Source organism: Paraburkholderia sejongensis (assembly GCF_020880815.1).
GTDB lineage: Bacteria > Pseudomonadota > Gammaproteobacteria > Burkholderiales > Burkholderiaceae > Paraburkholderia > Paraburkholderia sejongensis.
The window spans coordinates 498,708-525,608 of record NZ_JAJITD010000003.1; the positions used below are offsets into that span (position 1 = coordinate 498,708).

A 26,901-nucleotide genomic window follows, 5' to 3' on the forward strand; every position below is an offset into this window, starting at 1 on the left:
GGCAAAACAAAAAGGCGCTGGGCGGCAGTTTGGAGAGGGTGCGAGTTGGGATTGGAAAACAGCGGACGAGAGAACTCTCGCGCGCAAACGTGTGCGTGCCGATTTCCCGATTGAAATATGAATCGCGCAGCTCTCAGCTATTCGGCGGTTCGGCGAGAGAATCGGCGCGCTTGAGCGGCGCACGTTTGAGTTTGACGATGAGCCGTCCCACACTCTGAAACACCCACATGCTGATGGTCACAGTGAGAAACAGCAATAGCACCCAGGCAATTGAACCTGCGCGCTGAATCTTCCGCCATGCCGGACCATCTACCATGTTGCACCTCGCCACGCCCGCAATGAAGCGAACGATCTTGCACTACCCGCCGAAAACGCCCCGGCAGTGGAATTACGAACCCGCGTATTGACGCAGACCGGATGCCCTCTTGATTGGCCGCTTTTGTCAGTTGTTATTTTTAACCACGAAAAAAATCTTAAACCAATTCGCTGTCCGCGAATATTGCCCGCAATTCCAATCGTAATACATTCGATTTAGGGATCGATGTGGGTTTCCGCACAGAGCCGTGGATTCTGAACTTCTATCGTGGCCCAGAAATACCGATTGCAAACGTCATACCGTAACAGTTACCTGAGCAACCCACGCAGCTCCCGTCCCACTTGAAAGGCACATTGCGCGTGTCCGCGCGATGCCGGCCGGGTGCGTGTGATGCCCAGGGTAAGCCGGTTCCGTATCAATGATAAACGACAAAACCTTGCCCGGTTAATAACTGGACCTCGTCAATTCAGCGCGGGAGGCACATGAGAGTTGTTCATATTACGGAGGCATTCGGGGGCGGCGTCCTCTCGATGCTCACAGAACTGTGCAACCGTACCGCGGCGACCGGTGCAAAAGTCACAGTACTTTTTTCGATCCGACCCGAGACGCCGAAAAACTTCCGCGAACTATTCCATCCAGACATCGACCTCGTCCACGTGTCGATGTGCCGCGAAGTTCATCCGAAGAATGATTGGCTGAGCATGTGGGAAATGGCAGCACACATCCGGCGCTGCGATCCGACCGTTATTCATCTGCACTCGTCGAAAGCGGGCGTGCTGGGCCGGGCGGCCGCCCGCATCGCTTCGCAACACGCGAGGATCTTTTATTCGCCTCATGGTCTCGCGTTCCTGCGCAGCGACGTTTCCCGTGGGAGGCGACTCGCCTTTCTTATGTTCGAGCGGATCGCGGCCTTGATGGGAGGCACCGTCGTCGCCTGCTCGCCCGGCGAATTGAACGAAATAAAAGGCGGGATGCATGTGAAAGACGCGGCGCTGATCGAGAACGGCGTCAACATCGAAAGCATTCCGGTGCGCCGGGTCCGCGAAGATACCGACATCGTCATCGGTATGAACGGCCGCCCTTCGTTTCAGAAGCACCATGAGATGTTCATTGCGCTTGCGAATACGCTGCACGATTCGAGCACGCGGTTTCTGTGGATCGGCGGCAATCGCGACGACCTGAAGGAAGAACGCGATAGTTCGGCGCTCACGTGCAGCGGCTGGCTCACGCGCTCGCGCGCTTTGGAACTGGTGTCGGGACTCGACATCTACGTGCAGACCTCGCGCTGGGAAGGCATGCCTGTCGCGCTCATCGAAGCTCAGGTCGCGGGTATCCCCGCGGTGGTGACCGATGTGGTGGGCAATCGCGACGTAGTCGTTCACGGCGTTACCGGTTTCGTCGCTTCGACGCAAGAACAGATGGCCCGCTATCTGGCCGACTTGCGCGACGACCGTGAACTCAGGGAAAAAATGGGCAACGCCGCGCGGAAACTGGCCATCGCCAAATTTTCGATGGACACCATTTTTTGCACCTGGCTGAACCTCTACGAAACGGCCAGGGAAAACCTCGGCAAGGGAACGAGGGAGCGTCTCGCCGCAAGCCCCAGGGAAGTCCAGCCAAATCCCGATCAGACGGTGTAAAGACAACACCGCACTAGCCAGACCAGCCGTTGCGACACGAACTCGTGGGAAAGGGCTTCTCGCAGCCGTTTTCCACGATGGGGTTTGCGCCCCCGGTTCCCGCAGTGACCGACATGCGATTTTCCCGAACGGAACCTCAATACCAGATGATCGTCAATGTAAAGCATTCGGTCCTAAGCATCGCAGGCGTCTTTTTCAGCCAGATCGCAAGCTTCGTCGCGATCATATTGATCGGCAAGTTCTGCGGCCCAGACGAGCTTGGCTATTTCAGCCAGTTGACCGCGATCGGCTTCTTCGCGGGTTCATTGCTCGGCCTGCGGCTCGAAGTTGCCTGCATGGCAGCGGACAGAAAGCAGGTCGTTCATGCACTGGTCAGTTCGATCTGCGTTGCCACGGCCATCGCGCTATTGCTCGCCGGCGCCGCGCTCGTTAGCGGACATTGGGCTTATGCGTCGAGCGTCGTACTCGCCGCGGGGGTGTTCTTTCAACAGGCGCTCTCCCAGGCGCTGGCGAGCGAGCGCAAATACGCGAGCATCGCGGCGCAGCGTGCATTTCCCAATCTCGCGTTCACCGCACTATTTATCGTCCTCGTGAGCGTGGGCGGACACGCATGGAAAGGCGTGGAGGTATTCGCGCTATACAGCGTGCTGTTTTTCGCGTCGGCCGTGCCGCCGTTGCTGCGCTTCCTGTTCGATGCGCGCTCGTTGCTGTCGCGCGAGTGCTTCAGGTTTTCCCAGCTCCAGCTCGATTACGCGAAGTTTTCGCTGCCCGCGACGCTGCTTCAATCGATCGTCATCTACTCGATTGCGATGCTGATGCCGCTCGTGTTCGCGCCGCACGACGCCGGCGTTGTCGCGTTGGCCTATCGGATCGGGTATTTTCCCGCGTCTTTGCTCGGACAAAGCCTGGGCACCGTATTCCGCCGCGATCTGATCGATTTTGTCGGACGCGGAAACGCCGCGAACGAGCGCAATCCAGTCGCTTCTTTTTCGATGATTCTGATGCCTCTCACCGTCGTGCTGCTGCTCGCCGGCTATGTCGGCCTCGCGCTCATCATCAACTTCAAGATGGGTGATCTGTGGCGACCGTCGCTGCATATCTATCTGGTGTTCGCGCCGTATTTTCTCGCGATGGCGTTGTTCGGCACCCTCGCTCAGGTTTTCACGGTTTTCCGCCGGCAAAAGTTCGATGTGGTGTTCCAGACGATGAACGCCGCGAGCATTTTCATCATCTTTGCCGCGACCAGCGTTTTCAAGCTGGATCTGATGCTGGTCCTCGCACTCCTCAGCGTTTCCGGCACGCTCGTCGCAAGCATCGGAATCTACTACGCGTATGAAGTCGCAAGAGGCGGAAATCACCGGAGCCCCAAAGGCGCGCAATTGGGTAAAACATGGGGAGGCTGAATTGTCTCTTTACAGCAATTGCGAGATCGCCACGCGCGGCGCCGGTCGTCGCTCGCCGGTTGAAAAAGTACTGCGTTGCGGGTCTCGCGCTGCTGCACCTGGCCGCGCCGGTTCCGCCGGCGGCCGCGGTGACGGCCGGCACGCCTGCCGGCGCGCGCCACGCAGCGAAGCTGGCGGCGTTGCAGCCCCCGCCAACCGGGCATGGTCCGGACCGCTTTGCGATGGCCGTGAACTGCAACCCCTGGTCCGTGGATCGCGCGGCGTTGAACGAGTGCGCGAAGGATCTGGACCTGATCAGGGCGCTAGGCGTCGGCACCGTTCGTCTCGGCGTGAGCTGGGACTTCATGAGTCAGGGCAGTACGCTCGAGCCGGGCAAGGTCGCGTTCACCAAGGCGCTTCTCGATGCCGCTCGCGCGCGCGGAATGAAGATCCTGTTCCAGGTGGGCATGTTGGCGCCTGTGGGCGCATATCAGTGCCCCGGCGTCGTGAACCGGCCACGCAAGGCGTCGCCGCGGCTCGACTTCTGCGATGCCGTCTTCAGCAGATATCTGAGCGCACTGATGGACATCGTGCTGCCCTATACGGCGGACATCGAGTTGTTCAACGAGTTGAACTGGGGATTCTCTATCGACGATCCCTCTTACGGCGATGTGAATGGCATCTTCGGCTACATTCCCCGGCGTGAAACGGAACTCTATATCGAAGCGAAGCGAGTTCTCGACAGCAAGAAGCGGCTCGGTTACAACGCGGTTCTGCACAGCCAGGGAATTTCCTATTTTTATAATTCCGCCTATCCGAATGCCGGGTGGAAGCCGCCGGATCATGCTCCTTTCATTCAGGCAACCGATCTTCTTCAGGCACTCGGGAACCACACGGCTGCGGCGAGCAGTCCGCTCAATGCCGTAATCGACGTGGTGGACATCCATCCATATTTCAAAAGCGACGTGTATGTGACGACGGTGCAAGCGATCATCACCACGCTCGCGGCGCTCACACCGAACCGCACCAAGCCGCTCTGGATCACGGAAACCAATAGCGGCACGGACAACACAGATGCCGGCATGACAAGCGCATTCGAACAGTTGAAGCTGTTGATGAGCAGTAATGCGGTGCAAAAGGCGTTCTGGTTCGTCGTGCGCAACGGCGATCCGGCAAACGGCGAAGGCGATACCTATGCGATATACGACTATCACCGCAATCTGATCAGACCTCGGCTCGCCGCGGCGATCAAGGCATACACCGCGACCGTTCCCGTGTCCGAACGCTTTTTATCCGGCGTCTATCTGACACCGGTCCCGTAAGCAACGATTACCGTTTTTGCATAACCGATGCAGTAAAAAAAACGAGTCTTGTGCGTTTCCGAACCAACTTGCACTTATTGCCTCGTTAATATTTCCAGAACTTACATTGCCGTTGTGACACGCCCCATCACGATTGCGTCTCCTTATATGACGCGTCGCAAATCAATTCACGAATAAGTCTTTCGTCGGTTTTGACTGAAAAGACAGCAAGTTCGCACTTCCGTATTTCGAAATTGAGCAGCGTTCTCCGAGATCGACCGGCTCGCGGAAACATCACTTGATTCGACGTTCGAACGGATCGAGTGCACGTTTTTCTCTGCTGCCGGCGAGTGGCCAGTTGTGCTTCAGGTGGTCGGTTAAACCTTTTCGATGGGCTCTATATGAATGAGTTTTCTCGTAGCTCGCAGGCGGCCGGCTCACGCCAGAACGACATCGGTCTGGTCCGTTACTTCGACGTCGTCCTCGCCAACCGTTGGCTGGTCCTCGCAATCGCCTCGACCGTTCTGCTGCTCGGCGTCGCTTACAGTTTTCTTGCGCGGCCCGTCTATCAGTCGGACATCGTCGTGCAAGTGGAGCAGGAGAACCCGACGAATGCAAAAAGTCTATTGGGCGATGTCTCGAGCCTGTTCGACGTGAAAACCGAAACGAGCGCGCAGATAGAAGTACTGCGCTCGCGTATGGTGGTGGGAAACGCGGTCGACAAGCTGAAACTTTATATCCGCGCCGAACCCGTGCGTTTTCCACTGATCGGCAGCTGGATCGCACGCTGGAACAAGGGGCTATCCCGACCCGGGCTGTTCGGCATGGGCGGTTATGCGTGGGCCGGCGAATCGATCGATGTGGACGTTTTCGATGTTCCCGACGATCTGGAAGGCGAGAGCTTCAGGTTGATCGCGCTCGGCAACGGGCGCTTCAGGGTCGAGCAGAAGTTTCTCGACACCCCGATCGAGGGCCGGGTCGGCGAGACCGTGGTCTCGGGCGGCAGCAACGGACCGATCACGCTGCGCGTGCAATCGCTGCACGCGAATCCCGGCACCGAATTCGTGCTGGTACGCAACTCGCGCCTGAAGACGATGGAGAATCTGCAAGACAAGTTGTTCATCCTCGAGAAAGGCAAGCAGAGCGGCATTATCGACGTATCGCTGACCGGCAACGACCGGCATCTGACAGCGCAAATCCTGAACAATCTCGGCGACGAATACGTCGCGGCGAATATCGCGCGCAAAGCAGCCGAAGCGGAAAAATCGCTTGCCTTCCTCAGCGACCTGCTGCCGCAACTCAAAAGGGAACTCGAAAGTTCGGAGGCGACTTACAACGCGTTGCGGGTCAAGCGCGGCACGTTCGACCTGAGCGAGGAAGGCAAGACCTATCTGAAAGAAAGCGTCGATCTGCAGACCAACCTGCTCGCGTTGAAACAGAAGCGCATGGAACTCAGCGGGCATTTCACCAGTGAGTATCCGGCGGTCCGGGCGGTCGATGAGCAGATTGCCGCGTTGAGCGCGAAAGCCGCGGCGGTGTCGGGGAAAATGACCGCGCTGCCCGAGCTCGAACAGGAATCTCTGCGGCTCATGCGCGACGTGCGTGTGAACAACGACCTCTATGTCGGCATGCTCAACAACATGCAGCAGTTGAAACTCGTGCGCGCCGGCAAAGTGGGCACCGTGCGCCTGCTCGATCGCGCGGTGGTCCCGAAGGAGCCGATCAAGCCGAACAAGCCGCTGCTGATCGGCGCATCGGCGGTGCTCGGTCTCGTTCTCGGCGTACTCGCCGCGTTCATTCGCCAGGTGGTTCGCCGCGGCGTGACCGATCCGCAGGACATCGAGCACGAGACCGGGCTGAGCGTCTACGCGACCGTGCCGGTCTCCCGCACGCAAGCCGCGCTCACGCTGGACGCGCCGGCACGCGACGACAGCCTGCTGCTGCTTGCCCAGCACGCCCCGGCCGATCCATCGGTCGAGAGTCTGCGCAGTCTGCGCCTTGCGTTGCAACTGTCGATTCAGGAGTCGGGCAGCAACCGGGTGCTGCTCACGGGCCCGAGCGAACGGATCGGCAAATCGTTTCTGTGCGCCAATCTGGCGGCCGTGATGACGGGGACCGACAAGCGCGTATTGCTGATCGACGGCGATCTGCGCAAAGGCCATCTGCACCGCTATTTCGGCAAGCAAGCGCAACCGGGACTGGCCGACGTGCTCACCTCGCGTGTGACGCTCGATCAGGCGTTGCAACGTAACGTCGCGCCCGGACTGGACTTCCTTGCCAACGGCAAGATCCCGCCCAATCCGGCAGAACTGCTGATGAGCGATCAGATGTCGGCGCTGCTCGATTCGGTCGGCGACAGTTATGACGTGGTGCTGATCGATACACCGCCGGTGCTGCCGGTCTCCGATGCGGCGATCCTCGCGCATCGTTGCGGCACCGTATTGCTCGTCGCGCGTTTCGGCACGACCTCGGTCGACGAGGTGCGCGAGTCGGCCAAGCAGCTGCGGCAGGCGAACGTCGAGTTGAAGGGCGTGATCTTCAACGGCTTCGATCCTTCGGCCTACCGCTACAGCCTGGGCTCGACTGCGCTGCGCAGCCGATATGGTTCGTATCGGTACGCGAGCGCGTCGGATGACAAAGCATCGGCCAGTTGACGCCGGCCATACAGCAGTCGGACTTCGCGCGATTCGAGGAAATCAAAGTGCGTATCGTCAAACTACCTGGATTGATCGGCGAAACCGCGACCCCGGGGGTCTCCGCGGCGATCTGGGCGCTCGTGCTGGCGCTTCTGTGCTTCGTGTCGATCAATCACGAAACGGTGTTGCCGGAGCGATTTTTGCTCGACGGGCTATTCATTCTCGAGCGGATGAGCGCGGATGTCCGCTTCGAGGCATTCGGCGATTCGTTCGATAACCTTGCATGGCTTTTCCGCACACTCGGCCTGGGCACGCTGGCGATATCACTGCTCGGATTCTTCGCGTCGACGTTCGGACTGCTGCTGGCGATCTGGCGTTCGGGCGTGCCCAGCCTGAGCTATCTGGAATTCATGCTGGCCTGCTTCTGGCTATTCGACCAGACGGTGTACATCGCGCTGCCGTCGAAGGAGATCGTGATTTCTCTCGCGATTTTTCTGATCGTGTTGTGCAAGGATTCGCGCTTCATCGTCGTCATTTTTACAGCGTGCGCGCTGCTCGTCGCGGTGTACCTGCGCTCCTATTGGGCCATCACGCTCGCGCCGACCATGTTGCTGTATTTCGGCCCTTCGTTCCTGCGCAAGCCGCCGTTTCTCATTGTGCTGGCGGTCGTGCTGTTCGTCTGCATGGCGATCGACTTTCGCATCCAGTACGGTCAGCCGCTCGACTTCGCGCGCCAGACGGTGAACGAATTCAGGGATCCGAGCGAAGTCGGATCGCTTATCGTGCAGATCATTCCGGGCGGCAACCTGCTGTCGGATGTGAGCAATGCGATGCTGATTCTCGGCACGTTTCTGCTGCCCGTGCCGTTGATTCTATCGGGCGTGGCGACCCAGACCCTCGGCGGCATCTGCACGTTTTTCTCGCTCGGCGCGACGTTCTCGCGCTATCTGAAGAGAGCCGCGGTTGCGCAGCCCGCCCGCTTCGACCGGCTGTGTTTCTGCTTTGCGGTCAGCTTTATCGCGACTCAAGCGATCTTCGAACCGGACTATGGATCCTTCCTGCGCCATCTTTCACCGATCTCGCCGCTGCTGATGTACCTGTTGCTGTCGTCGAGAGCGGCTCGCGAGTCCGACGCGCCTCAACTGACGCAGAGCGTGCAGGAGCGTTTGCATTTCAACCCGAAGGAGCGCAGATGGCTGAAGTCCTCCAACGGCTGACGAGGCCCGCCGACCCGGGGCGTCGATCGCGAGCTCATGGACACACTACTTTTCAATCGATGTGGGGATGCCAACCATGCTGAAAGTCACCAAAGCCGTGTTTCCGGTTGCGGGCCTCGGAACACGCTTCCTGCCGGCCACCAAGGCAAGTCCGAAGGAAATGCTGCCGGTCGTCGACAAGCCGCTGATCCAGTACGCGGTTGAAGAGGCGATTGCCGCCGGCATCACCGAGATGATCTTCGTGACGGGCCGCAGCAAGCGTGCGATCGAAGATCACTTCGACAAATCCTACGAGATCGAAGCCGAGCTGGAGGCGCGCAACAAGCAGAAGCTGCTCGATCTCGTGCGCAGCATCAAACCGGCTCACGTCGACTGCTTCTACGTGCGCCAGGCCGAAGCGCTCGGTCTCGGCCATGCGGTGCTGTGCGCCGAAAAGCTGGTCGGCGACAGCCCGTTCGCGGTGATTCTGGCCGACGATCTGCTGCACAGCTCGAAGCCGGTGATGAGCCAGCTGGTCGATACATTCAATCACTATCACAGCTCGGTGATCGGTGTCGAAACGATCGCGCGCGAAGACAGCCGCTCGTATGGCGTGGTCGACGGCCGCGAGTGGGCGGACAACGTGATCAAGATGTCTGGCATCGTCGAGAAGCCGGCGCCGAGCGAGGCGCCGTCGAACCTCGGCGTGGTGGGCCGCTACGTGCTAATGCCGACGATCTTCAAGCACATCCGCGCGCTGAAGCCGGGTGCGGGCGGCGAACTGCAATTGACCGACGCGGTGCAGTCGCTGCTGATCGAAGAGCAGGTGCTCGCGTATCGCTACTTCGGCACGCGTTTCGATTGCGGCAGCAAGCTCGGCTATCTGAAGGCGACCGTCGAGTTCGCGCTGCGTCATCCGGAACTGAAAGCGGAGTTCGAAGCGTATCTGCACACTTACATGCACGGCCATACGACGAAGACCATGACTTCCGAATGTGAGCCGGTTATCTGAGCTGCGCCCAGGTCCGAAAGAGGCGCCCGTAAAAACTGATCGTCGAGCCCTATGTTCAATACTTTCGCCGATGAAAAGAAAGATGCCCGCTTTGGTCTCAAAGGCAGAGTAGTACCGCTCGTCGCGGAGTCCGTGCGGGCGCTTGCGGAGCCGGCCGCGTTCTCCATTTTCCACGAACCGTGGTGGCTCGATATTGCAACCGGCGGCAACTGGAGCATGGCTAAAGTCGAGCACGGCAAACAGCTGCTGGGCCAGATGCCCTATTGTTGCAACCGCAAGAGCGGGTGGCGGATTTCGCATCTGCCTCCGCTCACGCACACGCTCGGTCCCGTGGTCACCCCGCTCGGCCTCGACGATTCGCGCGAACAGCATCATCGCCACGCGGTCACAACGGCACTGATCGAACAATTGCCGCATTTCGACAGCTTTCACCAGCTGCTGGACTCGCGTATCGACGATGCGCTCGCTTTCTCACTGCAAGGATTTGCGGTCTCCGTGCGCTATACGTTTCAGATTTCGTCGGCGTGTACGGTCGAAGACGCGTGGGCACGGATGCATAGCAAAACCCGCAATGTGATTCGCGGCGCCCGCAAAAGTCTGACGGTCGAGCCGGTCGACACGCCGGACAAGTTCGTGCAGTTCTATGACACGAATCTGCTCGAACGTTCGCGCAAGAACGCGTACGAACGCGGCGTCATGCGCGAGCTGGTCAATGCGTTTGTCGAGCGCAAAGCCGGGCGCCTGCTGGGCGCTTACGACAGCCACGGCAAGCTCGTCGCCGCGATCGGTCTCGTCTGGGACCAGCATTCGATGTACTACCTGATGTCGTCGCGCGAAGCCGGCGCACATAGCGGCGCGATCAGCCTGCTGGTGTGGACCGCCATTCAGCAGGCACTCGAACGCAAATTGACGTTCGATGTCGACGGCTTCTATAGCCTGGGCACCTGCAAGTTTCTGGAAGGCTTCGGCGGTGCGCTGAAGCAGCGTCTCTGTGTCGAGCGCGCGAGTACGATGTTTGCCGTCGCGCGTATCCTCAAGCGCCGACTCGTGCCGGATTCGGCTACCGGGTTCTCTTCCCCCAACCTGTGACCCCGGTCCGGCGGCCGGCAACCTGCAATCCGGCATTGCGCCCAACGGCCGCCATCAGATCGGCCGCAGTCAGATCGGCACATCTCTCGCCCGCTCATGCAGATCGCGCTGCGGCAGCAGATTCGCGCGCTCGAACCGCACCAGCGAAAACGCCCGCAACGCATCCTGCCGCGCGGGCAGCCGCGCGATTCGCAGCTCGATTTCCCGCGCGGGCCGCGGATCCCCGCGCGGCACGACGACATTGAGCGCATCGAGCAGATAGGTGTTCTTGAGCACATAGAAATGCGCACTCGACGACGCCAGCACGTCGCAAATAATCTGCAGATGCCGGTCCAGCGCCTCGGTCTTCATCGGCAATTGCGCAAGCTCTTTATCGTTCTCATCGATCTGCGCGCGCAGCCGCGCCGCCTCGCCGAACTTCTCCGCGCTATTGAATCCTCCATCGCCGCCCGTCAGCGAGCGCACCCCGGCGCCCTGCCGTTCGAGAATTTGCAGCCGTGTTTTCAGCAGCGCGCGCTCGCGTTCCAACGAGTCGTAGCGCTGCGTATCCGCGGCGATTTTCTGCAGACCTTCGAGCACCAGCTGATCGATGATGCGCAGCACGATCTCGCGCCGCAGCGCGGCTTCGGACTCGCCGCACAAGCGCACCTGGTGATCGCTGAAACTGATCGTGGTCTGCGCGACATCGGTGCGGGTCGAGTCGCCGTGCTGCGCGACGCCGAAGGTTTGCCGTTCGTCGACGGCCATCCCGAGCACCGCGAACGCGTGGTCGGCGCCGAGGTGCTCGTCGAAGTAAGCGAGCAGTTCCGCGGAACGGCTGAACGGCACGCACACGTCCGCGGGCGCGCCGAAAAATGCGTGGATGTACGGGTCCGTCGTCCACGCGGCCGCGCTCGCTTCGCGCGCCGGCGGCATCTCGGCGACGAGATGGCCCAGATAGCCCGCCGCCTGCTGCGCGGCCGTCAGCAGACGCGCTTCATGATCGCGCGCGAGCGCTAACGGCGGATTGAGCGCGACGATGCGCGCGACGATTTCCCGCGCCCGATGCGGATCGGCATCGCGCGCGCCGGCCGTGCCTTTCCGCCCGAACCATCTCGACAGCAGACCCATGAGCCGCTCCGCCTCGACGCTCAGTCCTCGCTGCGCTCCGGCAACAGCTGCGCGACCAACGTGTGGTTCTTCCAGAACACGTTATGAATACGCGGTTGCAGCAGCCGCAGCCCATCCGTGCTGACGTCGTCGAACAGCACGATGGCGGCCGGACGCGAACCCGAGCCGGGCACCCGCTGCACCGAACTCGGACGCGGAAACCCATAGCGGATCAGGAACTCCGCGATTTCCTCTTCCGTGACGCTTTCTTCGACGTTGCCGAGATACAGTTCAGCCATGATGTCGCTCCTCGACCGTCATGCCAGGGTCTGCTTAACGTCGACCCCAGGCGACGATATTCAATCCGCCGTCGATATAAGCCTCGAGCCGTTGCCCGTCGGTCAGCTCATCAACGGGCCTGATCCGCCAGCCGCGCGGTGCGTTTGCGTCCGCCGCCCGTCGCGAGCACCGCGCGAATCCGTTCGAACGCGGCCCGTTGGGCCGCGTCGGGCGCGCTCTGCAACACCCGCTCATCGGCCGCCAGCTTGCCGAGCAACTCGACGAATCGTTCGCGGTCCGTGGCATCGGCGAGCAGCGCGGGCAGCGTCGCAATCGCTTCGTCGGGCGCGAACGTGACGATGATTTCCTGCTCGCCGCGAATCCGCCGCCATTCGTCGATACCGATCTGCGGCAGATAGTCCGCGTAGCTTTCCGCCAGTTCCTTGCGCAGCTCGAAGCGCGCAAGCGGCAGCGACGCGCCCTTGCGCGACAGCAGAAACGCCGCGCGGGCCAACGCGGCCGTATAGCCGCCCGCGCCGATCGCCTGCAACGCCGCGCGCACGAACGGCAGCTCGCGCGGATCGGCGGCGGCCGCCGGGACCTTCGCGCGATCGTCCGGCCGGTCAGCCAGAAACGATGCATACAGGTTCGCGTAAATCCCGAAGAAACTCGCCTCGGTCGCCGCATCGCGCATCGCGCGGTAATAGTCGAGCGACGCGCTGATGACGCTCGCGCCGCTGCGTTCAAGCGCGCTCCACGGATTGTCCGCGCCGGCGTGCTGACGGTTTTCGCGCACCGACTGCGCGGCGGCCGGCAGCCAGCTCAGCCACGGGTTCATGCCGGACACCGCCCAACGCTGCCAGCGCAGCGGATGATACTGACGCAGCAGCCGCGCGCTGGTCTCGTTCGACATCGCCTGCACGAACGGCTGCGCGAATGCCTCGTAGAGGCGCTGATTGAAGTCCGACACCGCGGCGACCGCCTCGAACGGCTTTTCGTCGACGCGTTGAAAGCGGTTCAGGCGCTCGGTGATGTCTTCGAGCCGATGTTCGCTGAACTCGACTTCGTACGTGATCTCGCCGTCCGCGCCCTTGCTCTCGTTGATCGACATCCCGTAAAGGCCCGGCGGAAACGTCTCGATCGTCTCCAGCACCGAGACGATCTGCTTATGCTCCTTCTTCGCGACGCGCCCCGACACGAAGATGCCGAGATGGCCGATGTCCTCGTGCATCAGCCCGACGATCACCTGGCCGCGCGCCTTGATTTCCTCGGTGCTGCCGTACAGATCGGCGACCCAGTTGAACGCCTGCTGCGGCGGCGTGATGTTGTCGCCCATCGACGCAAACAGGATGATCGGCGAGCGGATCTCGCGCAGATCGAACGCGTTGCCGGCGGCATTGTTCACCTCGCCTTTCCACAGCTTGTTGCCGATGAACAGGTTGCGGGTGATCCATTCGATCTCCTCGCGATTCATCAGGTAATAGCTGCCCCACCAGCGCTCGAATTCCAGAAAGCGCGGCGGCTCGGTATCGACGTTCGCGAACAGGTGGTAATACTTGTCCCAGAACGTATTGGCCGGATTCAGGCCTTCGAAGTTTTGCACCAGATACGCACCGTCGAATTTGCCGTTGCCCAGATCCGCCGCGTACGACGCGAGCCACGTGCCGCCGAGCATGCCGCCCGCGTAGCGCATCGGGTTGTCGCCCTCGCCTTCGCTCCACGCGGCGCTCCAGTACGACATCGGCGCGCCGTTGATCACGATCGGACCGGTGTCGCCGGGGTCGGAGCTGGCCAGCATCATCGCCGCCCAGCCGCCCTGGCAATTGCCGATCAGCGCCGGCTTCGGGCTGTCCGGATGCAGCGCGCGGACCTTCTTCACGAACTGCTGTTCGGCGTCGCAGACATCGAGCAGGGTCTGACCGGGTTCGGGCTCGCGATGGAACACGACGAAGTAGACCGGATAGCCGGCGCGCAGCGCGACGCCCGCCTGCGAGTCGTCCTTGAAGCCGCCGATGCCCGCGCCGTGGCCCGCGCGCGGATCGATGATCAGGTACGGGCGTTTGCGCACGTCGACGCCGACGCCTTCGAGCGGACGCAGTTGCAGCAGCGTGTAGTTGACGGGGCGCGCGAAGTTGCGGCCGTCGAGCACGACGTCGTAGTCGAAGTGCAGCACCGGCGGCGGCTCGCCGATGCTTCGTTGAACGAATTCATTGCCGCGCTGATACAGCGTGTCCCAGAACAGCAGCGAACGCTGCGCGAGATCCACCCCGTATTGCCATGCGTGCGACGGATCGAACGGCGCGGGCGCGCTGTCCGCCGTGCCGGTGCCGGTGCCGGTGCCGCGCCGCTCCGCGTGCAGCGCTTCGTCGAGCCGCTGGTTCAGATGTTCCTGTGCGATCCGCGTGCGCTTTTGCAGCACGCGGTTGATTTTCATCGCGATGTCCTGATTGCGGGACAACAGCGTTTGCACATCCATGAGGCGGCTCCTGTAACGGACGACAGACGGTGGCGATGCGCAATTGTGCGCCGCGTCACGCGTTCCGGCAATCGGACCAAGGTCGTATGGGCGCGGTGCGGTTGATTTCAGCCGGCTTGCGCCGCCGCGCCTGCGCGCCAGGTCAGGCCGGCGGCGCCTGCATCGCGGCCGCGATATCGCGGCTGACCGACGCGAGCGCGCGGTCGTGGGCGGCAACGAGCGGCGCGAAACCGGGTCCGGACACCGCTTCGTGCGCGACCGAGCGGCCGCTGACCACCCTGCTCTTGCCGGGCGGCCGTACCGCCCACAGCACGTCGACGGTGACCTCTTGCCCGGGCACCGAGTCGAAGCGCATTACGTCGATACGCACGTGCCAGACCGTGGCCGGATCGCGCGTCGCGTCATACACCGAAATCTGCTGCGAATTGAGCAGCGTGCCGAGATTGCCCGCGATCACGCGGCCGATGTCGCCGCCCAACGGCTGCGCCCAGCGATCGAACTCGTTGACCGCGACGCCATGATCGCCGACCCGCGTGACAATTTGCGGACGGTCCACCAGTTCGGGAATCGTCACCGGGCCGATCACCGCGACGATCGGCCGGCCGGTGGCCGACGCGGTCAGCGACGGGTCCGGATTGAGCGTGTAGAAGTTGGTCGCCGGCGACGCGCACGCGCCGGTCAGCACCACGAGCCCCATGACCGCTAGCGTTCCCCATCTCATGGCTTCTGCTCCGGCTTGCCGCGCACCAACGCTTCCGGATGCTGCGCGAGGTAGTCCGACAGCGTGCGCAGCGACGCGGCGGTGCGCGTCAGCTCCCGCATCGCGTCCTCGGTCGACTGCTGCAGCGACGAATCCGGTTGCAGCGCGGCGTTCGCGGAATCGAGCGCGCTCTGCGCGGAACCGAGCGTGTCGCGCGCTTTGGGCACCACTTCCTTGTCGAGTTGCGCCAGCATCGAATTGGTGGTGCGCAGCGTATCGCGCGCATCCTTGCCGATCGCCTCGAACGGGATGTTGTTCAGCTTCGTCATCAGCCGCGATACCGAGTCCTGCAACGACTGCAGCGCGCGCGGCGTGGCCGGCAGTTCGGGCGGCGTCTTGCTCCAGTCGATCGACGCTTTCGGCGCGTCCGGGAAGTAATCGAACGCGAGATAGAGCTGCCCGGTCAGCGGATTGCCGCTTCTGAGCTGGAAGCGGAAGCCATGCTCGATCAGATAGTTGGCCATCCGGCGCGGGTCGTCGGTGACCCGTCCGCCCGCCTGGCCATCCTGATAGCGCGACGTGAAGCGCTCCGGATAGATTTCGATTTCGACCGGAATACTGAAGCGGTTGGTCGCCGGATCGAAGCGCGTGTAGATCGCTTTCACCTCGCCCATCACGACGCCGCGGAAATCGATCGGCGCGCCGACCGCGAGACCGCGCACCGAATCGTTGAACACGACCACGTAGCGATCGACGATCCGGTCGTGCTGCTTCATCGCGTCGTCGCGGGTCGGGTACAGCGTGAACTGCGTGCCGGCGGCCGCGCCGGTATCGACGCGCGACTCGGGCGGCGACTCGAACGCGATCCCGCCGATGATGATCGACACGATCGACTGCGTCTCCACGCGCAGACCGTCGGCGCCGAACGACATATCGACGCCGCTCGCGTGCCAGAAGCGCGCATCGGTGCGCACGAACTGATCGTACGGCGCGTTGACGAACACCTTCAGCGTGACGCCGCGGCCATCCGGATCGAGCTGGTAGGACGCGACCTGACCGACCCGCAGCCGGCGGAAATAGATCGGCGAGCCGACGTCGAGCGAGCCGAGCCCCACGCCCTTGAGCGTGAACTCGCGGCCCGGCACGTCGCTCGCGATCACCGGCGGCTCTTCGAGGCCGACGAACTCGCGGCGCGCTTTCGCGGCATTGCCGGCGTCGACGTCGATAAACGAACCGGACAGCAGCGTGCCGAGCCCCGACACGGTGCCGCCCGAAATGCGCGGCCGCACGACCCAGAAGCGGGTGTTCTCGACCATCAGATTGGCGACGTCGCGTACCACTTCCGCCTTCGCGATCACCCGCTTGTGGTCCGGCGACAGCGACACCGTATCGACCACGCCGATGTCGACGTCCTTGAACTTGATCTTGGTCTTGCCCGCTTCGAGGCCCTCGCCGGTCTTGAAGCTGATCGTGATCTCCTCGCCGCGCTCCATGACCGCCTTCACCGCGAGCCAGCCGCCGATCAGGATCGCGACGATCGGCACCAGCCACACCAGCTGCATGCGCCAGCGCGACGGCGGCACCGGCTCCGCGGCGGGCAGTTCGGGCTCCTCAATGGGCTCGGACATCGTCGCTCTCCAGCGCGTCCCAGATCAGACGCGGATCGAATGCCATCGCGGCGAGCAGCGTCAGCACCACGACCGCGCCGAACGCGATCGCGGCCGGGCCGGCCTTGATCGTCGCGAGTGCCTGGAATTGCACCAGCGCGACCAGCATCGTAATCACGTAGATATCGAGCATCGACCAGCGGCCGATCAGCTCGATCACCCGGTAAATGCGGGTGCGCTGACCGGGCAGCCATTGCGAGCGCAGTTGCGTCGTCACCGCCAGATACGCGAGGCCGAGGATCTTCAGCATCGGCACCACGATGCTCGCAACGAACACCAGCACCGCGAGCGGCCACGAGCCCGATACCCACAGATAGACGACGCCGCTCATGATCGTGTCTTTTTGCGTGCCGAACAGCGAACTGGTGTCCATCACCGGCAGCACGTTGGCCGGGATATACAGCACCATCGCCGCGACCAGATACGCCCACGTGCGCGACAGGCTCGCGGGCTTGCGCAGATGCAGCGGCGCCTTGCAGCGCGGGCAATGGCGCGGGTGAGGTGCGGCTGCGGAGACGGCAGCGGATCCAGCGGCAGCGGATGCGGCGGCGGGCGGGTTCAGCAGCCCGCACTCCTCGCACAGCACGAGGCCATGCGCGGCCGCGGTGCGCGCGTGACGGCGCGCGCGCAAACGCGGCAACGGCAACGCGCGCGCCCCGTGCCGCGCGGCAGTGATGCGCGCCCACACGTCGCGCGCATCGAAGCTCGCCGAGGCCGCCGCGAGCAGCAGCATCAACGCGATGAACGACCACAGCGCGATGCCCGGCACCACCTTCGCGATATGCGCGAGTTTGACGAGCGCGACCAGCAGACCGAGGATCAGCACCTCGGTCATGCCCCACGGCCGGGTCAGCTGGAACAGCCGGAAACCTTCGGCCGCGCGCCACGGCGCCCGCCCCAGGTGCAGCGGCACCAGCAGCCACAGCATCGCGACGACCTGCAGCACCGGCGTGACGATCGTCGTCAGACCGACCAGCAGCGCGAGCGGCCACGCGCCGTGTGCGTAGAGCATCCGCACGGAGCCCGCGAGCGTGGTCTGCACGACATTGCCGTTCAGCGACAGACCGACGATCGGAAACAGGTTCGAGATCACCAGCAGCACCGCCGACGCGAGCGTAAACGCCAGCGCATACACAAGCCCATGCTTGTGGCTGCGTTTGAGTTCGGCGTGGCAGCGCGGGCAGCGCAACGCGCGGCCGGCGGCAAGCGGTGCGCCGAGCTGAAGCAGGTCGCATTCCGCGCACGCGATCAGCTCCCGCTCCATCATGGGTTCTCCGAAGCAAGTGCGGGTGAATCCGGCTTCGCCAGCGCCGCGACAGGCGGCGCGGCGCGAGCTACAGCGCCCCTCGCCGCGGCCGTCGCCTCCGCTTCGGCCGGGGCGGCGGGCGCAGCCGGCGCGCTCGCCGCCGGCACAGGCGCGGGTGCGGCCGTTCCCGAAGCGGGCATTGCCGGCTCGGCCGGCGGCACCGTGCGCCGCTCGGCCTCCAGCACCCAGCCGCCGCCCATCGCTTTGTACAAGGTCACGAACGACGTCAACACCGCGCCCTGGGTCTGCGTCGAGCCGAGCTGCGCGTTGAACAGGCTGCGCTCCGCGTCGAGCACTTCGATATAGCTCGTATAGCCGCCCTCGTAACGCTGCCGCGCCAGATGCGCATAGGTAATCAACGCGGCGACCTGGCGGTTCTGCACGTCGAGCTGCTCGCGGGTTTTCTGCACCGAGACCAGCGCGTCCTCGACTTCCTGGAACGCGACCTGAATCGTCTTTTCGTACGCGAACAGCGCCTGCTGCTCGCGCGCCTCGGCCTGATGCACCTGGCCGGTGATGTTGCCGGCGGTGAAGATCGGCTGCGTGACGCTGCCGGCGAACGACCACACCCGCGCGGGTCCGCTGAACAGATTCGAGAACTGCGCGCTGACCGAACCGAACAGACCGGTCAGCGAGATCGACGGAAAGTACAGCGCGCGCGCCGCGCCGATCAACGCGTTTTGCGCGACCAGCGCCTGTTCGGCTTCGAGCACGTCCGGGCGGCGTTCGAGCAACTCGGACGGCAAGCCCGCCGGAATCGGCGGCGTACCCATTTTGCCGAGCTCGCGGCCGCGCAGGATCGCGCCCGGATTGTGGCCGATCAGCACCGACAACGCGTTTTCCTGCTGCGCGATCTGCGCTTCGAGCTGCGGGATCGTCGCCAGCGCGGCCTCGTATTCGGACTCGCTTTGCGCGAGTTCCATCTGCGAGACTTCGCCGCCGTGAAAACGCAACTCGAATACCCGCACCGATTCGGCGCGGCTCTCGACCGTCTCTCTGGCGATTTCGAGCTGGCGGTCCAGACTGCGCAGATTGATATACGAGGCCGCCACCGAACCCACCAGCGTCAGAATGGTCGCGCGCCGGCCCTCCTCGCTCGCGAACAGACTCGCGCGCGCGGCCTCGGTTTGACGGCGCACCTTGCCGAACAGATCGAGTTCCCACGACACCGCCAGCGTCGCGTCGAACTGGTTGTAGACCGGGCTCGTGCCGGGCGGCAACAGCTGGCCGATGCCCACGTCGCGCGAGGTGCGCTGGCGCGACGCATCCGCGCCGGCCGACAGTTGCGGGAACAACGCCGAGCGGGTGGTCACGAACTGGCCGCGAAATTCGTCGACGCGCGCGGCGGCGATCTTCACGTCGCGGTTTTCCAGCAACGCGGTGGCGATCAGCTGATCGAGCACCGGGTCGTCGAACTGTTCCCACCACGTGGCGTTCGCGAGACCGGCGGCCTCGCCCTGGGCAAAGCGGTAAGTGGCGGGAACCTCGACGGCCGGACGCTGATAGTTCGGGCCGAGCAGACATCCGCTCAGCGCGAGCAGCATCACGGGGGCGAGCAGACGCAGCGATGCCGTGCGGCGCATGTCAGTCACCTTTTTGCGGCGCGGACGGCGCCTCGCTCGACGTGCCCGGCCCGGTCGGCAGCGGCGCGTCGTGCGCGACGCCGACCGGGGCCTGCTGGTCCGGCTTTTTCTTGCCGCTCGAACGCGACGACATCGTTTCGAGCAGGTAGTAGAACATCGGAATGAAGAACACCGCGATCGCGGTCGCGCCGAGCATCCCGCCGATCACGCCGGTGCCGATCGAATGACGGCTGTTGGCCGACGCGCCGGTGGCGATCGCGAGCGGCACACAGCCGAGAATGAACGCGAGCGAAGTCATCACGATCGGCCGCAGCCGTTCCTCGGCCGCGGTCATCGTCGCGTCGAGCACCGACGCGCCGCCCTCGCGATTGAGCACCGCGAACTCGAAGATCAGGATCGCGTTCTTCGCCGCGAGCGCGACCAGCATCGTCAGGCCGATCTGGAAGTACACGTCGTTGCTCAGGCCGCGCAGCAGGATCGCGAGCAGCGCGCCGAACAGTGCGAACGGCACCGCCATCAGCACGCCGATCGGCAGCGTCCACTTCTCGTACTGCGCGGCGAGGATCAGGAACACCATCACGAGGCCAAATACGAACACGAGGCCCGAGGTGCCGCCCGACTGCCGCTCTTCGAACGCTTCGCCGCTCCACGCGACGTCGTAGCCTTCCGGCATCTGCGTGGCGATCTCCTCCAACGCCGAGATCACCTGGCCGGAGCTGAATCCCGGCGCCGCGTTCGCGGTGACCTTGATGGCCGGGAAGTTGTTGAAGCGCGTGACGAGGTCCGGGCCGGTCACCCAGCGGTAGCTCGCCACGGCTTTGATCGGCACCATCGTGCCGGTGCGGCTGCGCACGAAGATCTGATCGAGATCGTCGGGCTTGAGCCGGTATGACGGCTCCGCTTGCAAAATCACCTGCCACAGGCGGCTCGAACGGTTGAACTGCGACACGTACAGCGAACCGAACATCGTCTGCATCGCGCTATACACGTCTTCGACCGGCACGCCGAGCGTCTCCGTCTTGTCGCGGTCCACGTCGACCAGCAGTTGCCGCGACGACGCGTTGAACGTCGACGTGACGCCGGTCAGCTCGCGCCGCGCGCGCGCCCTCTCGACGAACTGTTGCGACACTTCCGCGAGCTGCGCGATCGTCGCGTCGCCCTTGCTCTGGATCCACACTTCGGTGCCGCCGGTCGTGCCGAGACCCGGAATAGACGGCGGATTGACCGGCAGCACGAGCGCTTGCGGCAGATTCGCGAAGTAGCGGTACGCGTCGAGCAGCACGCTGCGGGCGTTCTGCGTGCGGATATTCGCGCGCGTATAACGCTCGTCGAAACTCCTCAGGCCAACGAAGAAAGTACTCGAATTGTTCTTGTTCTGACTGTCGAGCAGGCTGAAGCCGTCGACCGTCGCGATGCTGCCGACCGCGTCCTGTTTCATGAAGTAGTCGGTCACCAGTTGCGACACCTCGCCGGTGCGATCGAGGCTCGCCGCGTCCGGCATGATGATCGCGCCGAGCAGATAGCCCTGGTCCTCCGGCGGCAGGAACGCCGACGGAATGTGCTTCACCATCACGACCGCCAGCGCGATCATCGCCGCGAAGAACACGAGCCCCATGATGAAGCGTTTGATGATCAAGCGGACCGCGCGTGTATAGCCGGCCGTCATCCGGTTGAAGGTATTGTCGAACCAGCGGAAAAAGCCCTTCTTCTCGTGATGTCCGCTCTTGAGCAGAATCGCGGCGAGCGCCGGCGACAAGGTCAGCGCGACGATGCCGGACAGCACCACCGAAATCGCAATCGTGATCGCGAACTGCTTGTACATCTGCCCGGTAATGCCGCCGAGAAACGCGACCGGCACGAACACCGCGCACAGCACCAGCACGATCGCGACCACCGGGCCGGCCACCTCGTCCATCGCCTGTTTGGCCGCTTCTTTCGGACTGAGCTTGTGCACCGTCATATTGCGCTCGACGTTCTCGATCACGACGATCGCATCGTCCACCACGATGCCGATCGCGAGCACCATCCCGAATAGCGTCAGCATGTTGATCGAGAAGCCGAGCGGCAGCATGAACATGCAGGTGCCGACGATCGACACCGGCACCGCGATGATCGGAATCAGCGTCGCGCGCAGGCTTTGCAGGAACACGAACACGACGATCACGACCAGCACCAGCGCTTCGAAGAACGTGTGAATCACGTCCGAGATCGACGCCCGGGTGAACTCGGTCGTATCCATCGCGATCTCGTAGGTGAGCCCTTCCGGAAACGACTTCTTCATCTCTTCGAGGGTCTTGCGCACCTGCTTGGACACTTCGAGCGCATTCGCGCCCGGCTGCTGATAGACCGCCATCACGGTGGCCGGCTTGCCCTGGAAGCGGCTGCGGATCGAATAATCCTTCTGCCCGAGTTCCGCGCGGCCGATGTCCTTGAGCCGCACGATCGCCGCGCCGCCGCTCGCGGCGCGCACGATGATGTTGTCGAACTGCGACGGCTCGGTCAGGCGCCCGGTGGTAGTGACCGCGAACGACTGCTGGACCGCGCCGCCGGTCGGCGACTGGCCGATGCTGCCCACCGCGAACTGCTGGTTCTGGTTCGCGACCACGTTCTGCACGTCGGCGGCGGTCACACCGAGCTGCGCCATCCGGTCGGGTTTCAGCCAGACCCGCATCGCGTAATCAGGATTACCGAAGATGCTCGACTGGTTCGCGCCCGGAATCCGCTTGATCGCGTCGAGCACGTAGATGTTCGCGAAGTTGGCGATATAGGTCGAGTCGTAGCGGTCGGTCGGCGAATAGATCGCGATCACCATCATGAACGCCGACGACTTCTTCTGCACCTGGATGCCCTGCGCCTGCACCGATTGCGGCAGTTGCGGCAACGCGAGATTGACGCGGTTCTGTACGTCGACCTGGGCCAGTTCCGGGTTGGTGCCGATATTGAAGAACACGTTGATCGTCAGATTGCCGGTCGACGAACTCGACGAGTTCATATAGATCATGTTGTCCGCGCCGTTCACCTGCTGCTCGATCGGCGCCGCGACGTTGTTCGCGACGACCTCCGCGTTGGCGCCCGGATAGGTCGCCGAGATCGTAATTTGCGGCGGCGTGATGTCCGGGTACTGCGCGATCGGCAGCGCGAACATCGCGAGCGCGCCGCCGAGCGTGATGACGATCGAGATCACCGACGCGAAGATCGGCCGATCGATGCAGTAGCGGGAGATGTTCATGTGGGCCGCTCCCCGTTATTCGGCCGTGCCGAGTTCGGAGGCGGCCGGCGCCGCGCTTTGCGACGCCGCGACCGCCGCGGCCGTGGTTTGCGCACTTGCCGGGGCGGCCTTGACGATCTTCAGCTGCGCGTCGGGCGTCACCCGCAACGCGCCGTCCACCACGATGCGCTCGCCCGGCTTCAGGCCGTCATAGACGAACCACTGTTCCGCGCGCCAGTCGCCGACCTCGACGACCCGCTGATGCGCTTTGCCCTGATCGTCGACGACCCACACGAAGTGACTTTTCGCGCCCTGCAGCACCGCGCGCTGCGGCACCAGCGTCGCATTCGGGCGGATCGCGCCGGAGATGCGCGCGCGCACGAACTGGCCGGGGCGCAGTACGCCCTTCGGGTTGTCGAAGACCGCCCGCACGAGGAAGGTGCCGGTTTCGGTATTGAAGGCCGGATTCGCGAAATCGATATGGCCCACCTCGGAGAAGGTGGTGCCGTCGGCGAGCACCAGATGCACGACGAAATCGTTGCGCGGCGGGAAACGCAGCTGACCGTCGGCGATCTGGTCGCGATAGCGAAGCATTTCGTTTTCCGAAATACTGAAGTTCACCCACATCGGATCGAGCTGGTACACGTAGGTCAGCAAACCGTTGGTGGTGGCCGCCACATAACTGCCGTCCTGCTGGCGCGCGAAGCTCGACAGCCCGGTCAGCGGCGACTTGATCGTCGTATAGCCGAGGTTCAGCAGCGCGGTATCGACCTCCCCTTGCGCGGCGATCACCGCGGCCGCGCTCTGCTTCTCGTTGCCGATCGCGTCGTCGAGATCCTTCTTGCTCAACGCGTTCTGCGCGGCGAGCGGCTGGACCCGCGCGAGATTGGCCCTGGCGACTTCATGGCGCGCCTGCTGCTGCGCGAGCTGGCCGCGCGCGGTGCGCAGCGCGGCTTCGAACGGCTTGCTGTCCATCTGGAACAGCGTCTGGCCGGTCTTCACCATCTGCCCTTCCGTGTACGTGCGTTTGTCGAGAAAGCCGTCCACGCGCGAGCGGATCTCGACTTCACGCGAGCTTTGCGTTTGCGCGGTGAATTCGAAATCGACCGGCGTGTCCTGGCGCGCGACGGTCATCACGGTGACTTCCGGCGCGGCCGCCTGCGGCGGCGCGGGCGCCTTCTTGCAAGCGCCCAGCAGCGCGAACGCGGCGAGCGCGAGCAGCCAGCCGCATGCCCCGGCGCTACGCCGTCCGCTGTGACGCGGCGGCCGCGATGGCAACCGCAACGCCGCCAGCCGCGTCGCGGCAACGCCGGCCAGATTCGCGAAACAAACCGGTGGTGCTCTCATCGTGCGCTCCCGCCTGGTCCTTGCACGTTGCCGCGCGGCGCGCGATCGAACACGCGTGCGCGAACCTCGCCGCGCATCGGTGCGAGGCGTGCGCTCATCCATTGCGACGTGCGCGCTCTCCCGTTCGATGCGTCGGCAGGATTCAGTGTGGTAGTTCGGAAATATCGCGACAATGGGACCTTGGTCTCATATCGCGCGTGCGTCACGGTCCGGGCTGCGGACCGGCGATCGCCATCTCGACGGCCTTGAACAGGATCGCGCTGTTGAACGGCTTGCGCAGATACGCGGCGGCGCCGGACGCGAGCGCGGCCTGGCGCACGGCGAGGTCGTCGTAAGCGCTGATCATGATCACGGGTACGCCGAGTAACGCGAGTTGGCGTTGGACCTCGAGGCCGTTGACTCCGGGCATCTGCACGTCGACGATCACACACGCGGGGCGATATGACGGAATTGCCGAAAGCGTATTCAGAAACTCGTCACCGCTCGCGAACGTCTCTGCTCGGATACCTTCGGAATGCAACAAGCGCTTGATAGCCCGACATACCGACTCGTCGTCATCGACCACCGCAACAATTTGGTTCGGATTGACCATAATGCGGCGCGAGCGCGAATGTTCCGCCAGGTAGATCGTCGAAGCCCCAGCGTAACTGTTGAAAGCTCCCCGTGATATAGGACTTTGGTCCACCAGGAGCAGTAGAGCGACACGCGCGATCACGGCGCCGCCACTCGGCCCGGCCACGCGCCGGGCAGCCTGCAAATTATTCCTCGTCGGTTGCGTAGGCGCGCGCCTTGGTCACCAGCTGAACGAGCTCGACGATGGTTTTCGCCTTCATTTTTTCCATCACCCGCGCGCGGTGAATCTTGATGGTCTTCTCGGCCGCGCCCAGGTCGCTGGCGACCTGCTTGTTCAGCCGGCCGGTCACGACGAGGTCCATTACCTCGCGCTCGCGGCGGGTCAGATGGCTGATGCGCTCCTCGATTTCCGCGCGTTCGTGGCGCCGTTCGCTTTCGATGCACGCACGCTTGAGCGCGCGCTCGACCGCCGCGAGCAGCTGCGCTTCGGCGACCGGTTTCGGCAGGAAGTCGAGCGCGCCGCCTTTCATCGCCTCGACGCTCGAGCTGACGTCGCCGTGGCCGGTCAGAAACACGATCGGCAGCAGGCGCGCGAGCTTTTGCTGCACTTCCAGCCCCGTCATGCCCGGCATCTGCAGATCGAGCACGACGCAGGCCGGCTGGCTCGCCAGATCGGCACGCTCCAGCAACGCCTGCGGACAGTCGAGCGATTCGACGTTATAGCCCGACGCGCGCAGCAAACGCGCGAGCGCGGCACGCACGCTATCGTCGTCGTCGACGACAAAGACCCGGCTGGCACTCAGGTTCGTCATGCGCGCAACCCGCCAGGCTGACGGCCGCCGCGGCTCAGCGGCAGCGTGAGGTGAAACGATGCGCCGCGATCGTCGTTGTTCTCGGCCCACAGCCGGCCCTGGTGAGCGGTCGCGATCGTGCGGCTGATCGACAGCCCCAGACCGAGCCCTTGCGGCTTGGTAGTAAAGAAAGGCCGGAAAATCTTGTCCATGTTGTCGACGGTCAGACCTTGCCCGCGGTCTTTCACCGTGATCCGCACATGGCCGTCCGGCTCCTCGCGCACGATCGTTTCGACCAGCCGGTCGGCGGGCGCGCAATCCTTGACCGCATCGAATGCGTTCAGCAGCAGGTTCAGCACCACCTGCTGAAGCTGCACCCGATCGCCGCAAATCAACGCGAGGTTGTCGGCGATATCGAAGCTCGTGCGCACCTCGCGGGTCAGCGCATCGCTGTGCACGAGCAGCGCGATGTCGCGCACCACGCTTCCCACGTCCAGCATCTGCAATTCCACATCGCCCTTGCGCACCAGCGCGCGAATTTTCTGGATCACGTCGTTCGCGCGGCAGTTGTCGCTGACGATATCTTCGAGGGCCTCGCGCAGCTCCGCGAGATTGACGGTTTCCGAATCGATGAATTTCTTCGCCGCCTGCGCGTTGAACAGGATCGCGGTGAGCGGCTGCTTCAACTCGTGCGCGAGCGATCCGGCCAGTTCGCCGAGCGACGACGCGCGCGCCAGATGTTCGAGTTCCTTAGGATTACGGCCGAATTCCGGGCACTTGCTCCAGTCCGAAATCGTCGTGATCTGCAGCAGCTGGTTCGCGATGCGGCAATGGCTGGTTTCCGCTTCGGCCGGAAAACTGACGCCGTCGCGACGCCGCGCGATCAGCGTGTGGACCGCGCCGGCGCTAGTCGCGCCTCGAAGCGCCTGATTGGCCGCGCCGGCCGGGTTGGCGGCGCACGGGCCGGCGCCCGGAAACAGCATCGCGGTGGATCCGCCGATCAGTTCTTCCCGCGTATAGCCGAACAGCTGCGCCGCTCTGTCATTCGCGAATACGATCCGGTCGGATTGATCGGCCGTAACGATCGGCACCGGCAGCATGTTCAGCGTCTCGCCGAAGCGGGTCTTTGCAGTGAGCATCTGCCGCGCAAGCGGGTCGCGACCGCTGTGCCGCCACGGCCGCCAGGCCGCTGCCGCGGATCTCAGCCAGCCCGCTGCCGACGTGCGCGGCGCGCCGGCGGCCACCGGCGCACTAGCCGTCATACCGGCGGCATTGGACGGGAACGGCTGGCGAAACGGGATGGGAGACGT

The 26,901-nt window shown here is 63.6% G+C and carries 20 protein-coding genes; 7 read left to right on the forward strand and 13 right to left on the reverse strand.

Translation table 11 applies throughout. The features are described 5' to 3' along the window. Positions 1-133: 133 nt before the first annotated feature. Complete coding sequence (locus LJ656_RS08400) at positions 134-316, reverse strand: hypothetical protein (RefSeq protein WP_230508802.1); 183 nt, start codon at positions 314-316, stop codon at positions 134-136. A gap of 482 nt (positions 317-798) precedes the next feature. Here LJ656_RS08400 and LJ656_RS08405 point away from each other — a divergent pair, with 482 nt between their 5' ends. From LJ656_RS08405 to LJ656_RS08435, 7 genes are all read left to right on the forward strand, one after another. Continuing rightward, positions 799-1,956, forward strand: coding sequence for a glycosyltransferase (locus tag LJ656_RS08405; RefSeq protein WP_268998540.1), 1,158 nt, complete (start codon positions 799-801; stop codon positions 1,954-1,956). Positions 1,957-2,102: 146 nt separating this feature from the next. Then, entirely contained in the window at positions 2,103-3,359 is a 1,257-nt protein-coding gene (locus LJ656_RS08410; protein WP_230508804.1) for a lipopolysaccharide biosynthesis protein, read from the forward strand. Between the two features lie 128 nt (positions 3,360-3,487). Further along, the gene (locus tag LJ656_RS08415; protein WP_230508805.1) at positions 3,488-4,660 is read left to right on the forward strand and encodes a glycosyl hydrolase; all 1,173 of its coding nucleotides are present in this window, start codon (positions 3,488-3,490) and stop codon (positions 4,658-4,660) included. A gap of 380 nt (positions 4,661-5,040) precedes the next feature. Then, positions 5,041-7,293 carry a polysaccharide biosynthesis tyrosine autokinase gene (locus LJ656_RS08420; RefSeq protein ID WP_230508806.1) on the forward strand — a complete coding sequence of 751 codons (2,253 nt, stop codon included), beginning with the start codon at positions 5,041-5,043 and terminating at the stop codon, positions 7,291-7,293. 47 nt (positions 7,294-7,340) lie between these two features. Further along, positions 7,341-8,492 carry a hypothetical protein gene (locus tag LJ656_RS08425; RefSeq protein ID WP_230508807.1) on the forward strand — a complete coding sequence of 384 codons (1,152 nt, stop codon included), beginning with the start codon at positions 7,341-7,343 and terminating at the stop codon, positions 8,490-8,492. A gap of 76 nt (positions 8,493-8,568) precedes the next feature. Next, a complete protein-coding gene (gene galU, locus LJ656_RS08430; protein ID WP_230508808.1) occupies positions 8,569-9,483 on the forward strand; it encodes a UTP--glucose-1-phosphate uridylyltransferase GalU in 915 nt (304 codons plus the stop codon). 51 nt (positions 9,484-9,534) lie between these two features. Beyond that, positions 9,535-10,572 (forward strand): GNAT family N-acetyltransferase, encoded by a 1,038-nt coding sequence (locus tag LJ656_RS08435; protein ID WP_230508809.1) that lies wholly within the window; start codon positions 9,535-9,537, stop codon positions 10,570-10,572. 69 nt (positions 10,573-10,641) lie between these two features. Here LJ656_RS08435 and LJ656_RS08440 read toward each other — a convergent pair whose 3' ends face one another. From LJ656_RS08440 to LJ656_RS08495, 12 genes are all read right to left on the reverse strand, one after another. Beyond that, positions 10,642-11,682: a hypothetical protein gene (locus tag LJ656_RS08440; protein WP_230508810.1), complete on the reverse strand. Its 1,041-nt coding sequence runs from the start codon at positions 11,680-11,682 to the stop codon at positions 10,642-10,644. 20 nt (positions 11,683-11,702) lie between these two features. Then, positions 11,703-11,960 (reverse strand): RNA recognition motif domain-containing protein, encoded by a 258-nt coding sequence (locus LJ656_RS08445; RefSeq protein ID WP_230508811.1) that lies wholly within the window; start codon positions 11,958-11,960, stop codon positions 11,703-11,705. A gap of 110 nt (positions 11,961-12,070) precedes the next feature. Next, on the reverse strand, positions 12,071-14,416 hold the full coding sequence (locus LJ656_RS08450; RefSeq protein WP_230508812.1) for a DUF3141 domain-containing protein: 2,346 nt from the start codon (positions 14,414-14,416) through the stop codon (positions 12,071-12,073). 142 nt (positions 14,417-14,558) lie between these two features. After that, a complete protein-coding gene (locus tag LJ656_RS08455) occupies positions 14,559-15,137 on the reverse strand; it encodes a PqiC family protein (protein ID WP_230508813.1) in 579 nt (192 codons plus the stop codon). Then, a complete protein-coding gene (locus LJ656_RS08460) occupies positions 15,134-16,744 on the reverse strand; it encodes a PqiB family protein (RefSeq protein ID WP_230508814.1) in 1,611 nt (536 codons plus the stop codon). The genes LJ656_RS08455 and LJ656_RS08460 overlap by 4 nt, the downstream gene beginning before the upstream one ends. Next, on the reverse strand, positions 16,728-18,050 hold the full coding sequence (locus LJ656_RS08465) for a paraquat-inducible protein A (RefSeq protein WP_230508815.1): 1,323 nt from the start codon (positions 18,048-18,050) through the stop codon (positions 16,728-16,730). Before LJ656_RS08465 ends, LJ656_RS08460 begins: the two co-directional genes overlap by 17 nt. Continuing rightward, complete coding sequence (locus LJ656_RS08470; RefSeq protein WP_230508816.1) at positions 18,047-19,672, reverse strand: efflux transporter outer membrane subunit; 1,626 nt, start codon at positions 19,670-19,672, stop codon at positions 18,047-18,049. Before LJ656_RS08470 ends, LJ656_RS08465 begins: the two co-directional genes overlap by 4 nt. A gap of 1 nt (position 19,673) precedes the next feature. Next, positions 19,674-22,901, reverse strand: a complete 3,228-nt coding sequence (locus LJ656_RS08475) for an efflux RND transporter permease subunit (RefSeq protein ID WP_230508817.1) — start codon at positions 22,899-22,901, stop codon at positions 19,674-19,676. 15 nt (positions 22,902-22,916) lie between these two features. Next, complete coding sequence (locus LJ656_RS08480) at positions 22,917-24,227, reverse strand: efflux RND transporter periplasmic adaptor subunit (protein WP_230508818.1); 1,311 nt, start codon at positions 24,225-24,227, stop codon at positions 22,917-22,919. Positions 24,228-24,429: 202 nt separating this feature from the next. Continuing rightward, the gene (locus LJ656_RS08485; RefSeq protein WP_230508876.1) at positions 24,430-24,819 is read right to left on the reverse strand and encodes a response regulator transcription factor; all 390 of its coding nucleotides are present in this window, start codon (positions 24,817-24,819) and stop codon (positions 24,430-24,432) included. A 166-nt stretch (positions 24,820-24,985) separates the two neighbouring features. After that, a complete protein-coding gene (locus tag LJ656_RS08490; protein ID WP_230508819.1) occupies positions 24,986-25,612 on the reverse strand; it encodes a response regulator transcription factor in 627 nt (208 codons plus the stop codon). Beyond that, the gene (locus tag LJ656_RS08495) at positions 25,609-26,730 is read right to left on the reverse strand and encodes a two-component system sensor histidine kinase NtrB (protein WP_230508820.1); all 1,122 of its coding nucleotides are present in this window, start codon (positions 26,728-26,730) and stop codon (positions 25,609-25,611) included. Before LJ656_RS08495 ends, LJ656_RS08490 begins: the two co-directional genes overlap by 4 nt. Positions 26,731-26,901 lie beyond the last annotated feature (171 nt).